This is a genomic window from Laspinema palackyanum D2c (genome assembly GCF_025370875.1).
GTDB classification, from domain to species: Bacteria; Cyanobacteriota; Cyanobacteriia; order Cyanobacteriales; family Laspinemataceae; genus Laspinema; species Laspinema palackyanum.
Genome location: NZ_JAMXFD010000034.1, coordinates 1 through 11,681 on the forward strand (window position 1 = coordinate 1; position 11,681 = coordinate 11,681).

The window sequence follows — 11,681 nt, forward strand, 5'->3', positions numbered from 1 at the left end:
CTGGTTAATGACCACCGTTGATCTGTCTGTGAGCCATTATCACCATTACGCCCAGATGTTTCACAGTCCCAAAGTTGAAGTGCAGCACCATTCGTATTGCCGGGAGCACCAGCTACATCGATACACTTGCCAGACAATGAATTTACAATAAACCTGCCATTGTTATCAATGCCTGAGGCAGATGGACTAGAAATCGCACTATTTATTGCATTCGCCATTTGACGTTGTAGATAAGCATCGGATGGCATATCATTATGAGCAAGACGTTTTGCCTTAGTTCCATTAGATCTTGAAGGCCAGGGTCGATAACCTGGACAAGTAACTTCCCAACTTTCACACGAGATTCTAAACTCAGATCCGTCTTCGTTTCGAGCCAAGCTTTGTTCTTGCTGATCACAATTTTTAGCTTGGCACCGAGATATAGATCCGTTAACAAGTCTGCTATCCACCGGGACTAAGTTCCCTGATGCAACAGCATTTTCTTGCCATCTATTAAAAAAGTAATTTACATTCGATGGAACTCCACGACGAGTTACAGGTTCGCGCAAACCCCCAGCAGCTGTAGGGTCGATGACTCCCAAAAATTCAATACTTCTATTAATTCGAGGAGCCAGGCTAAGAAGAGAGTCACCCCCAAAACTATGTCCAATTAAAACTAGCGGGCGATTTCGCTCCAGTCTGTTATTGATGAAATCAGCCGCTTCTCGGAGGAAAGCAGCATCATTAGAAGTGCTGCTTATTTGACCCGCACCATCTCTAAAAGTATCCCAGGGCACTAATCGAAACTCTGCTCCACGTCTTTCAAGTTCTCTAAGAACTGTCCCCATATATATCCCCCGATTTTGGCGATTCCAAACACAACAGTCTTGATAACCGTTTACAAGTACAACGTATGGACGAGGGGAGGATTGAGCATCAACTTTTTTTGTCGTAAATCTAGCTATTCCTAAAGGATTGATAACCAGAAAAAAGGTGAGTGAAAATGTAACAAGACTCCCTAGAATACGGCGATAAACTTTCATAAGCGTAAGACTTGAGAACTTACTTAAGCTAAACAATGTAGTAGACATTCAAGCACATCCAGCCACTTACCCCAACCTGAAGATGAAATACAGGTGACTCCTTAAAATTTATCGAACAGGGGATCTAGGTCGTGACTGTCTGAAAAAGTAGCGAACCCTGAATTTTTTAATTCTAGCTTTCTTTTTCTGATTTAGGTAAAATAGATTAAGATTTTTAAAAAACTAAACATAGACTCAAGCTTAATAATAAGTATTTTTTCTTGACCCAAAGGTAGAGCAGGTTTGTTGAATAGATAGTGGAAATGACAGGCTACTATTTTAAGGCTTTCTCTCAACTGCCCAAAGTACCCCTGTGGCAAAAATTACCTCCACTGCAAGCACCACTAACCGAGATGCAAACTACTCCCGACCTCCTTCATAGCCAATCGCCGTAAACCACTCTACTGACCCTGACCGATTCAGAGCCACCTGCCGCCAGCAAATTCGGAACTGATCGCCACTGACCAACCCGAGACAATTTGGAACCAATCGCCGCAGAGCCTCGGACTCGAAACGCACTGGCACTTATTCCAGCCTAGATCCACTCCAAGCAAGGTGAGCGATCACCTTCGATAGTCAACCGAGCAGTCTGGATCTACTCATCATCTACAACTCAACGAGTTCCGCATAGACACAAAAGCTGGCACAAGCAGATCGCCGACCATAAACAAGATCGCTCGGCAAGCATTCCAGGCAAGCGCTATTCAGCTAACGATGAACTGGACCATGAGCCGGTCTCGCTGCACTCCCTGGACCTCGCCCTCCCGGACTTCCTCCTCGCAGGTGAACTGGTCAATGTACGGCGCTTCGATGCGATCGCCAATCTCATATTTGGGCGGCGGGGGAGGGGTGGGTTGAGACGAGGCGATCGCTTCTGAATCCTGAGCAGAGTCCAGAAGCGATTTGCGATGCTCATAGATTTTGTCGCCAGACCGACTATCTGAAAGGGAGAACTCAAAAGCTGAACCCCTACCTGGTAAGGAGGTAAGGCTCCGAACGGGTTGAAGTCATTTCAGCGATTTTGGTCAAACCTCGCAACGTGGGTGGCAGCCACGAAGAGGAATCACCCGAGGTCTAGCGGGATTTGAGTCGGTGGGTTGAACTCGCCGGTGACACGAGAGCAGATAGCCGGACCATACAGCTTTAACAGCCGGATCAAATCCTCCAACTCCTCTCGGGTCATTGCGAATTTAGTTAGCTTCCCATAGCGCTGTTTGACAAATCCTGTTAACTGCTGATGGCTTGCTACCCCTTGAGCAACCAGTTCTTGTACTAAAGAGTGAGCTTCCATTGCTAGATGACGTGGTGTTGGTTCAGGGCTTACCTCCTCGTCACCAAGCTCAGTGTCGGGTGGAGTGTCGGGTCGGATATCGGGTGGAGTGTCGGGTTGAAACCCCTGCCCAGTGGAGATAGTGTCGGGGATGTTGGGTTGTCCGTCCTCATATACCACTGTATTTTTGATTTTTTCATCTTGCGGGGAAGATGGGTTAACCTCTTCATTTTTTAACTCCCCTATAGTTGAAGTTAACCCGACATACCCGACACTATCCTTGCCCAGCAAGGATTCTGTACTCGACACTAACCCGACACTAGACCCAACATTAGACCCGACACTCAGCACTGTTGATGTCAATGTTTCTAGCACCGTCGGGGACTGTTCATCTTCCCTTCTCAACCGGATGCCCTGAAAATATCGACCCTTAGAGGAGCGTTTCACCTCGATATTCCAACCCAGTGACTCGAAAAGTTCTTTGAGGGTAGGGGTGAAATTGGTAAGGTTCAGCGCTGACTTCACCCCGGCCCCTCGGCAGTAGTGATTGTAAGCACCAAATAGAGTGGATGCTTCTGGGTTGTACGCCTCTGCCTTCCACTCGTCACAATTAGCACCCACCTGGATTTTGGCGGATGGATCTAAGATGAGATGATCATTGACCCAGGCTGGGAGTGAATCCCTGAGCTTGCTCTCCCAGAATGCAGGGGACATCGCTACATCATTTCCCCCGCCGCGCAACGTCGCCTCAATTTCCTCGGAGGAAATTGACAGCAGATAGCGGGTGAAGGCCGGTAATTCAGCCTTAAATTTTCGTTCAAGAGCTTGCACCTCTGGGCCGCCCTCGCGATCAAACGCCATTGTGATAATCCGCCGCGATAGCCATGTTCCCTGGCTCTCCGAACCGTGAAATATCGGGTAGTTGGCGGTGACGACGTGCAAGGCAGTGGGAGCGAATTCTACCGGGTTTTGATGGAGGTGTCGCCCTCGGAGTTTCATCCCTCCGGTGCTTTTCTTGAACTCGGACAGACCACAAGAGCGGATCGCATCCTGATCATCATGGATCGCGAACCGTTTCCCTAGCAGGTCAATAATTTCATGCTTGTCCGACAGTCCGGCGATCGTGCCATTCCAGCAATTGTCTTCACCGGCGATCGCCTCAATCAGGCGCACTAAAGTGGATTTCCCTGTCCCACCTTTGCCGATGAGAAACAAAAATTTGTGCAGGTGGCTCATGCCCCGGATCCCGGCGGCGATGAAACACTCAATCATTCGCTGCCTGTTGCGATCGCCATAGGTCACGAAGTCAAGCCATTGGGCGATCGAACCAAAGTCTCCAGCCTCCGGTGAGTGATACCGTCGGGGTAGCTGCCAAGTTAGTCGGTATCCGGGAGCGTGTTCGCCAAATGAGTTGCTCTGAAGATTAAAAACGCCGTCAACAAACGGGATAAGTTTGGGGTCTGCATCGAATGTTTTAACCTTAAATTTGGCCCGCATCAGCCGCTCAATGGATGCTACCAGTCCGGCTCCATAGCTTTTCCCTTGACGATCTAGGCAACCCTGGATGACTGCATGGACCTCCACCACATCGCACCGGGACCATAATCCGGGCTTCTCGACTCCGTACCACTTCCACTCGCCTGCCTGGATGTCCCATGCTAGGCGATCGCGCCATCCGTCAAACAATTCGTGTGCATAATCGCTGGCGCTTTTCTTTTGAGGCTTTTTGCCATCGTGGTTGTCAGGCAAGTTTTCGATTAGCTGGCGAGTCTCTCCCAGGGCTTGCCCGTATGCCCTGTTGAGTTTTTTAATTAGTTCCTCTCGGTTCTCCATCTCTGCCTTCACTAAGTCTGCGATATCTTGATTGTCGGGGATGTCAAGATAATCCGCCAGATCTATGACTGGGATTCCCCACCGATGGCAGATTTGGGCTATCTTCTCTGCCTTCTTTTCCCCTGTGGAATCCATGTCCCGGATCAGGGCAATCCCTGCAATCCCGGCCTTTTGGAGTCTGAGAATTGCGGCTTCTATTTCGCCCGTAGATGCACTTCCTGAAGGGGTGACCGTCACAAACTGAAGCCAACGAGAAGCATCCGCGCATTTCTCTCCCTCAACCCAGAGAATCCATTTCCCTGTTCCTTCGGCAATTGCTTCCTCTTCCTTATAAAGGGGCCACGGCTTGTCGCCCTTTTTCGCGATAGTTTGCCCCGCTTCGTTGATGTGATAAGGGGTAAAGCGCTTTTTGTTGCCGCTGGCGGGGTCGAATCGGATCACCCACTGGGTGTCGCTGTAAGGGTAGGTGGTATGAGTTCCCTTGCTATCCCGATGCTTCTGAGGTGGAGTCGGCTGGCACTGTAGTCGGGCTAACTCTCCCGATTCGGGGATAGGCGCGGGTTTCGCTTTTTTAGCAGGCGAGCGCTGGATGGTCTTGTGGGCTTGATCCTTCTCAAAGCGTTCTGGGGCGATGGCTTTGAGGATCTCTAGGGAGTCGCAATCCCCTGAAAAACATTTGAATTTGGTAGGCTCGGTGCGGCTGTAACTTAAGTTTTTTCCCCCGCACACCGGGCATTCATATTTTCCTGTGGAGGTGGGCGTGAGGCGATCTGCGTATTGGCTGAGATCTACCAACTGGCGATCGCTTGAACTCTCGTAACCCGACGTGGATTGAGTAGATTCTGCTAGGATTGAGTTATTCATGGGGCCTCCTTTATGGTGGAAGGGGTCCCTCACACTTCTTCATTTCCCCTCAATCATTTCTGGCTATCTTTTAGTGCTAAGATAAACTCAGAATTTGTTTGTAATACCTGTTGGTATTTTTTGGTGGGGTGTTCTCTGCGGCGGTTGCTGGAAACAACCGGAAGCGCGGGGGACCTCTTTTTTTTATAGATTAATTCTATCACTGAATTAGCGAAGGGTGTTAATAGCTTCGCCGTTAGTTTGGTTCAGCCGACCCTATATTTTACCGCTTCACTCTTTGTAAGCTGTACAAGATGGCTGGCGCTCGTATCCGTTGCCAGCTATCGGGCTGAAAATTGATTCCTATTAAGAATTTATTAGAATTAAAACCTCATAAAAACTTTAACCTCTGTTGTGTAAACCCGGTGTACCTGGCGAAACTTCAGGTTTTTACTGAGCTTTTTTGATCGCCACCGCACCCCCATCAGCCAGTTTAACCCGATCCGAGTAGACCCCATCCCGGAATAGGGCCAGAAGGTAGCGAGGGCGATCGGCTTCGGAGAATTTCGCCCAGAGGGGTGCTCGGTTCGCGGCTGTATTCGCATAAATCAGCCGATATGGGTCGAGTTGCATGATCGCTCCTGGGGATTCACTCTGAAAAATTTCAGTCCATCTGAGTGAATCGGGTCTCCATCTGGTGCTTTTTGAGTGGAATAGTTGGATGTTTCATCTTTTTTACCAACTCAATGAGTTAATTACACCCTTTAGTTTAAACAACATCGCTTTAATTTCTGTTTCATAGCAACTTAGTTAATTTTATTTCGATTTAATCCGTGCATCTTTTACAGCGAATAGATTTCACTCCATGACTTAAATTATTTCTTTTCTCTGAGTAACCCCCGTACATTACTGATTGATGGTAATAATATAGCCTCGTGTATTGAATTTATCAGGGCAACGAATCGGGAGAATAGTAACCTTTTGGCGCGGGTCAGCGACGGAAGCGATCACAGGTTAGCTAGGCGGATTCATCCGGCACGTACTCCAAAAGATCGGAGGGTGTGACTCCCAGGTAACGACACAAAGCGTTTAGTTTGTCATGATCAAGGTTGCTCGGCATGAGATCTGCATTTTTGATTTTTGATGCAGTAGCACGGGAGACCCCCATAGCTCCTGCGATCGCTATCACGCTGACCTTTTGCCTAGCCATCAACTCCCGTAAGCGCCATCTAATCAAGGTTTTCGCTATTGCTGACATCATCTGCTTTATTCTCCACTATCGCGTGATTCAAGTCTATTGTCCGCTTAATTGAGATAAACGTCAAAGAAATCTTGACATATATAAAAATATCTGCTACAAGTGTAATCATTAAGGGACCGAAAGTACCCCCAGAAACTCCCGGATGCAACCCGGTTGATCAAAGTTATCTCGCGGAGATCACCTCGGAATTCCACAAAAAAACGAGACCCCATAGCCCGAAAGCTCCAGGGTCCCACCTTTAGGGGAGATCACTCCCCCCACGAACTGAACATTGACAACCGAATAATCATTTTCATGACCGTATCGGTCTAGCTGGGGTGCTACCAACACCCTGGCCGTAACGTTCAGCCTTTTATTTTTTGTTTCACCATGACTAACTTATCAAATTCCGTCCCCAAGTGCCTGTCTTTCTACTGCCAGCAGGCATCCGACAAGCTCTACCCTTACATTCAAAACGGCGCATCCCTCACTCTGGATGATGCTCTGCGGCTGGTCTCCCTTTCCGGGTATGCAGCCCTAGAAGCCAGTCGGAGTGAGGGTATGGCTGGTTTTGGGATGTCGCTGACTAACCTCGAAGGTTGTAACGAACCATTCGACGGGTTCCCAGTGGGTGAATCCCTTTGGCTAGTTTCAATGACAGTAGAAGAATGGATCGGACTCGGCACTTGGGCCTCCGCCCTCGCCTCCATCCGACTGCGAGACATGGAAAACGCCAAAGTTCGGGAGATGGTGATGCAGTCCCGCGAATTTCAGGAGGCCCTAGCATGAGTGTTTTTTTTGATGTTCTACTCACCCTCGTAGTTGCATATCTCTCATTTCTAACCTCAACTTCGAGACTGTTCGACTGTCGCTCGGACCTTCGGCGATCTCCTCGACCCCAGTGACACCAGGACCCTAATTTACCTGCCCTAACGAACAACACCATTCACCCGGAAGTGCCTCACCGGACCTCAGAAGACCCGGTGAGGTACTTCACCTAAAAATCGGATCACCTATAGCGCGGGATAAGGGCCACCTTATCCCGCTATTTTATTTGGGCCTTGCCCCTCGCTGGATTCGAGATGGTTTGGCGGTCGGGAAATGGTCTCCTTTAGAGGTGTTTTATGTCCAACTGGACTGAACAGCCTCCAACGTAAAAGTCAGAAGCCATCAACAATTTCTCAACTCTCCAATAACTGCCTAACACCCAAGCCACATAAAGGCTTTGCAGGTGAGGTATGGAGGTGGTCATTAATCCTAAGCTACCCCCAAAAATATCCGCTAATCATTCCCATAAAATCAGGAGATTTTTCTATGTACGCAATATCCAACCGGAGCAATCAATCTCTGCAAAAGCCAAGCCAACCCGTCGGGGTCACCATGAACCCTGAAGAATTTTGTGACCGATTTTTACCGTTGCGTCATCCCGGTGACAAACTCAATGCTCGGTCTGGCCGTCGGTCGCGGTGTATCCGATTTTTGGCGGCAGTTTTAAGTCAGTTCACCGGCGAAACCATCTTAGAGTCGCGTATCGATAAATGGGGTCCCGGCCTAACCTTCTCAAATATTCCTTGCCCATTCACGGCACTTCTGGCGTTGTTGGCCCAATTCCATGCCGAGGAAATCCAAAAAATCGGCAAACGCTTCTGAGTTCTAGCGAGAATCTCGTCCATCCCCTCCCAGTTGAGGGGATTTTTTTTGCCTAAAAGTGCAGCTAAAATCACTCGTTCACAGGTTTCGCTGCCCAAATTGCGACTCCTCTCTCATTTATGTCCAAATAGAAACAGGGCGTATTAGGAATAATGATGCGCTGCGACCAAAAATCGTCCCAATTTAGGCGGCAGTATTAAATGCAAAAATAGATGAATCCATGAGCTTCTAGCGTGGCAGGTGTGATCCAATCTCGAACAAGGTTGGCAACCCCTCCCTCTAAACTGGAATATCCAACCTGCATAGCTGGCAGAAGCCGACCGATTCACCGGCACTGGATTCGTCACCGTCCCGCAAGCAAGTCAGGCATCCCTCATCCAATGAGTAACCCAACGCGCCCAGGCAGATTTCAAAAAAGCGATCGCCTCCGAGGGAGAAAAAGCCACCAATTCCCCCGCCGGTGAACAACCAGAAGAAGGCAGGGCGATCGTCGAAGATGGTGATAAACCCATCAATTCCCCCCCCGGTGAACAACCAGAAGAAGGCAGGGCGATCGCCTCTGATGGTGAGCAACCCTTCGAGGGCATCGAAGGAGCGACCGATTCCCCCGATGGTGAGCAACCCTTCGAGGGTAAGGCGATCGCTCAGTGGCGACTCGAATTCCGGGATTTTCGGGTAAGGGAAGCGCCGGACCAAAAGGTGTTTTTGAGGGGATGGCGCAACCGGGACCGGGCATTGCTGGAGAAAGTGAAGTAATTGAAACCCCCTCAGTGAGGGGTTTTTTTATGGCAATCGCAACTAAGACCCTCACCGAGAGGGAATGGGCTTAGTCAGAGTGCATCCTAAATTGCCCCGTTTTTTGGCAGCAGCGCACTAGGAATCCGGTTGCGCCCCATCCTAATTTCTGCCTAAATTGGATCGGGGTCGGAAATCAAAAAGACTCCTCCCAATAGAGGGCGTCTGTCGGTAGCACCAGTTAGGCTGCATCATTTCTTGGGAATCAACCTCGGGAAATTCATCCTCTGGACAAACTGCTTCCGGTTCATCTCTAGTTTTTGCTGCTTCTGGGTGGGTTCCTCGGGGATAGCAGTTTCTGAGCGAGTCCCAACAACCGGGTCAGCAGCACAACATCCAGGGAAGATTCCCCCGCCGCTCTCATCAGACGTTCTAGGTGGGGGTCGTAGTCAATGGCGATGAGGTTGGCATAATCCGTGTTTAGGAGGTTGAGGCAATCAGGTTGAGTCATGGAAACTGTTAAGGTTAAGACTTATAACAGTTCTCGATTTAATGAAATAGAGGAAATTAGATGGGCTATAAATTTTACAATCTATCAAAAGTTATTTTTTAGGTTTTGCCAATATATTTCAAGCATATAGTCGCCATGATTTGCCAATAAGTAGTTACAATAATCTTCCCAAAATTGACTATTCCATCGTCTGATGTCTTCCTTGTAAAATTGATAAGCTGGACCTTTTTCTCCCAATCTTTCCCATAAAAAATGTTCAGGATAGTAAACTTCTGTATGTGCTGGAATATCATGTTCAGCCATTATTTCTAATAAGCTGATTCCTTCTCCTTTTAACATTCTTAGGTGTTGAATAACATAAGAAAGCATAGCCGGATTTGATGGGTCCGCAACTACTATAATGCAAAATCCTAAATATAAGGGGTTCTGATGCTCTCCTTCAAAGGCCCCTCGATCATAAGCCTCAATAATAGCTTCTGCTTGGTTTTCTTCGTTGACAATATTGATCCACCATTCGGGAATGTCTTCTGTATCAAAACCATAGCGAGCCATTAGCCAAAAACTACCAACAATATGTTTTGTACAATTTTCAAGTAAAGCTATTGCTCTGAAGCAATTTGTTACACCTATACGGGGTAAAATCACACTCATTTTAGTTTCCTCTCTTCCTTCAATTTATCAACTTATTTTTGGGGAGGTAGTAAGGCTGGGTTTTTGACTATCGTACCGATCACCCGCCAGTCCGATATCCGTTTTCTCCTAAACTTTCAGCACCGGCAGTTTGGAAAACCAAACCCCTGGAAGCCGGTGCGTACTGGAGCCTGGTAGGTCGTCGTCAAAGGAGGCGATCGCATTGTTCTTCATAGCCTTAGACTGCTCATGCTATAGCATCCTCCTCCTCATAGAGGTATCGCTGGAAACCAATGAACATTTGGCGGATATCGCGAATACTGTCCAATTCTTTCACAGCATCGTGAATAGCGCGATACTTGAGTTCTAGCTGTTGAGGCAATTTATCAGTATTGATTTCAGCGAGATTGATTTTCAGTTTTTGGGTGCGGGTGGATTCCGGTTTCCTCCTCAACTTGCAGGTACTCTGGCGATAATTTTGGGAACAGGCGCAAAGGTCTCAAGCCAAAATTCGGCACCCCAATCTCCCCAGGCGACCAACCTCCTACCCTGGCAAGTAAACGGGTTCACCGGACCACCGGCTCCCAGACAACAAAGTTTTTTCCGGACCCTCGCGCATTTACTTTCTTGATTAAAGAATATATAATCTACATTCAAGAATCTATATTCAAGAATCTATATCCCCTATTCCCACCCTGAATCCCTTACCACCACCGTGACCCAAAAACTCGCTGTATTCAACATGAAAGGGGGGGTTGGCAAATCCACCACCGCCTACAACTTAGCTGCCGGACTCGTCCAGTTCCGCGATCGCAAAGTGCTGCTCGTAGACATCGACCCCCAAGGCAACTCAGGAGCCGCCCTGGGTATCCCGATATGGCAGCTTGAGAAACAGTTAAAAGATGCCCTCCAACATAAAGTCCCCCTATCCCAAATCATCATCCCCACCTCCGAAGGCGTGGACGTAGTGCCATCCAACATCCTGCTGGCCGAAGAAGAAATCCCCATATCAGGCCGCCCGGGTCGAGAACTGCTCCTGCGGAAAGTGTTGGCTTCCGTCCAGGACCAGTATGACTGGGTACTTATCGACTGCCCCCCCAACATTGGCGTCTTCTCCATCAATGCACTCATGGCTGCCGAGGGCGCACTCATCCCAGTAGATATGAGCTACCTCGGGTTGCTGGGCATCCAGGGAATTGAGCGGGCCTTGACCTTGGTCAGAGAACACCTGGATCACCCGATTCGGATTGCAGGCGTCTTAGCGACCCGGTTTGATGGGCGCAACAACCTCAGCAAAGAGGTATTTCAATGCTTAGGGGACCACTTTGGTCAGCAGATGTTTAAGACCGTCATCCCTGAAACCGTCAAGCTGCGGGAGGCCCCCTCTCATGGGCAGTCCATATTTGAGTACGACCCCCAAGGAGCAGGAGCTAAAGCATATCGAGCATTAATAGAAGAGGTTTGCCAATGGCAGTAAGTAAGAAAAAGCAACGAGCCGTTTTGGGCGGCAACCCGCTCAATCAAGGCATTTTCAGCAAAACCACCTCCGACAGGGTAGAGGATAGTGAAGAAATCAAGAATCAAGATTCAACAATCAAGAATAAAGAATCAAGATTCTTGAAAAAAGCCGAGAGGGAATCCGTCAACCTGCGGCTACCCATTGAGATTAACGACTGGCTTAACGATTTGCTCAAGCAGGGGAAACGCAAGCATGGGCAGAAGATTCCCAAGGAAGTCTGGGTACAGGCAGCCCTGGAAATGTTTAAAGCAATGCCAGTTGACTGGGCAGAAATTGAGTCCGTTGAGGGCTTACAGGAGGCTCTTGAGGGTCTTGAGCTTAAATTAAAGGAGATGGAATAAAGCCAGAACCCTTGTAGGTGGGACGTTTGCAGGAATTAAAGAATCAAG

At 48.5% G+C, this 11,681-nt stretch carries 12 protein-coding genes; 4 read left to right on the top strand and 8 right to left on the bottom strand.

Annotation, left to right across the window (positions count from 1 at the left end; translation table 11 throughout):
- The 4 genes from NG795_RS25185 to NG795_RS25200 form a co-directional block, all read right to left on the bottom strand.
- Positions 1 to 1,022 (bottom strand): hypothetical protein (locus tag NG795_RS25185; RefSeq protein WP_367291353.1); only part of this gene is annotated, 1,022 nt, incomplete at its 3' end.
- A 1,102-nt stretch (positions 1,023 to 2,124) separates the two neighbouring features.
- Positions 2,125 to 5,028, bottom strand: coding sequence for a DNA primase family protein (locus tag NG795_RS25190; RefSeq protein WP_367291354.1), 2,904 nt, complete (start codon positions 5,026 to 5,028; stop codon positions 2,125 to 2,127).
- A gap of 429 nt (positions 5,029 to 5,457) precedes the next feature.
- On the bottom strand, positions 5,458 to 5,640 hold the full coding sequence (locus NG795_RS25195) for a hypothetical protein (protein ID WP_367291355.1): 183 nt from the start codon (positions 5,638 to 5,640) through the stop codon (positions 5,458 to 5,460).
- Positions 5,641 to 6,025: 385 nt separating this feature from the next.
- The gene (locus NG795_RS25200) at positions 6,026 to 6,268 is read right to left on the bottom strand and encodes a helix-turn-helix domain-containing protein (RefSeq protein ID WP_367291356.1); all 243 of its coding nucleotides are present in this window, start codon (positions 6,266 to 6,268) and stop codon (positions 6,026 to 6,028) included.
- Positions 6,269 to 6,637: 369 nt separating this feature from the next.
- On the opposite strand from NG795_RS25200, the gene NG795_RS25205 reads away from it, so the two are divergent.
- Together NG795_RS25205 and NG795_RS25210 are read left to right on the top strand one after the other, a co-directional pair.
- A complete protein-coding gene (locus NG795_RS25205) occupies positions 6,638 to 7,036 on the top strand; it encodes a hypothetical protein (RefSeq protein ID WP_367291357.1) in 399 nt (132 codons plus the stop codon).
- Positions 7,037 to 7,561: 525 nt separating this feature from the next.
- A complete protein-coding gene (locus tag NG795_RS25210; protein ID WP_367291358.1) occupies positions 7,562 to 7,897 on the top strand; it encodes a hypothetical protein in 336 nt (111 codons plus the stop codon).
- Between the two features lie 279 nt (positions 7,898 to 8,176).
- Here NG795_RS25210 and NG795_RS25215 read toward each other — a convergent pair whose 3' ends face one another.
- The 4 genes from NG795_RS25215 to NG795_RS25230 all read right to left on the bottom strand — a co-directional run bounded on the left by NG795_RS25215 (position 8,177) and on the right by NG795_RS25230 (position 10,227).
- Entirely contained in the window at positions 8,177 to 8,593 is a 417-nt protein-coding gene (locus tag NG795_RS25215; RefSeq protein WP_367291359.1) for a hypothetical protein, read from the bottom strand.
- 352 nt (positions 8,594 to 8,945) lie between these two features.
- Complete coding sequence (locus NG795_RS25220; protein ID WP_367291360.1) at positions 8,946 to 9,143, bottom strand: hypothetical protein; 198 nt, start codon at positions 9,141 to 9,143, stop codon at positions 8,946 to 8,948.
- 84 nt (positions 9,144 to 9,227) lie between these two features.
- The gene (locus NG795_RS25225) at positions 9,228 to 9,794 is read right to left on the bottom strand and encodes a hypothetical protein (protein ID WP_367291361.1); all 567 of its coding nucleotides are present in this window, start codon (positions 9,792 to 9,794) and stop codon (positions 9,228 to 9,230) included.
- A gap of 226 nt (positions 9,795 to 10,020) precedes the next feature.
- Positions 10,021 to 10,227 (bottom strand): hypothetical protein, encoded by a 207-nt coding sequence (locus tag NG795_RS25230; RefSeq protein WP_367291362.1) that lies wholly within the window; start codon positions 10,225 to 10,227, stop codon positions 10,021 to 10,023.
- 261 nt (positions 10,228 to 10,488) lie between these two features.
- Here NG795_RS25230 and NG795_RS25235 point away from each other — a divergent pair, with 261 nt between their 5' ends.
- Both NG795_RS25235 and NG795_RS25240 read left to right on the top strand, forming a co-directional pair.
- The gene (locus NG795_RS25235; RefSeq protein WP_367291363.1) at positions 10,489 to 11,250 is read left to right on the top strand and encodes a ParA family protein; all 762 of its coding nucleotides are present in this window, start codon (positions 10,489 to 10,491) and stop codon (positions 11,248 to 11,250) included.
- Positions 11,241 to 11,633, top strand: coding sequence for a hypothetical protein (locus NG795_RS25240; RefSeq protein WP_367291364.1), 393 nt, complete (start codon positions 11,241 to 11,243; stop codon positions 11,631 to 11,633). Before NG795_RS25235 ends, NG795_RS25240 begins: the two co-directional genes overlap by 10 nt.
- Positions 11,634 to 11,681 lie beyond the last annotated feature (48 nt).

What these genes read in the sequence shown, in the direction of transcription:
- NG795_RS25240 (WP_367291364.1), top strand. Translation starts at nt 11,241, where the DNA reads ATGGCAGTAAGTAAGAAAAAGCAACGAGCCGTTTTGGGCGGCAACCCG.
- NG795_RS25195 (WP_367291355.1), bottom strand. Translation starts at nt 5,640, where the DNA reads ATGCAACTCGACCCATATCGGCTGATTTATGCGAATACAGCCGCGAAC.
- NG795_RS25205 (WP_367291357.1), top strand. Translation starts at nt 6,638, where the DNA reads ATGACTAACTTATCAAATTCCGTCCCCAAGTGCCTGTCTTTCTACTGC.
- NG795_RS25210 (WP_367291358.1), top strand. Translation starts at nt 7,562, where the DNA reads ATGTACGCAATATCCAACCGGAGCAATCAATCTCTGCAAAAGCCAAGC.
- NG795_RS25200 (WP_367291356.1), bottom strand. Translation starts at nt 6,268, where the DNA reads ATGATGTCAGCAATAGCGAAAACCTTGATTAGATGGCGCTTACGGGAG.
- NG795_RS25190 (WP_367291354.1), bottom strand. Translation starts at nt 5,028, where the DNA reads ATGAATAACTCAATCCTAGCAGAATCTACTCAATCCACGTCGGGTTAC.
- NG795_RS25225 (WP_367291361.1), bottom strand. Translation starts at nt 9,794, where the DNA reads ATGAGTGTGATTTTACCCCGTATAGGTGTAACAAATTGCTTCAGAGCA.
- NG795_RS25220 (WP_367291360.1), bottom strand. Translation starts at nt 9,143, where the DNA reads ATGACTCAACCTGATTGCCTCAACCTCCTAAACACGGATTATGCCAAC.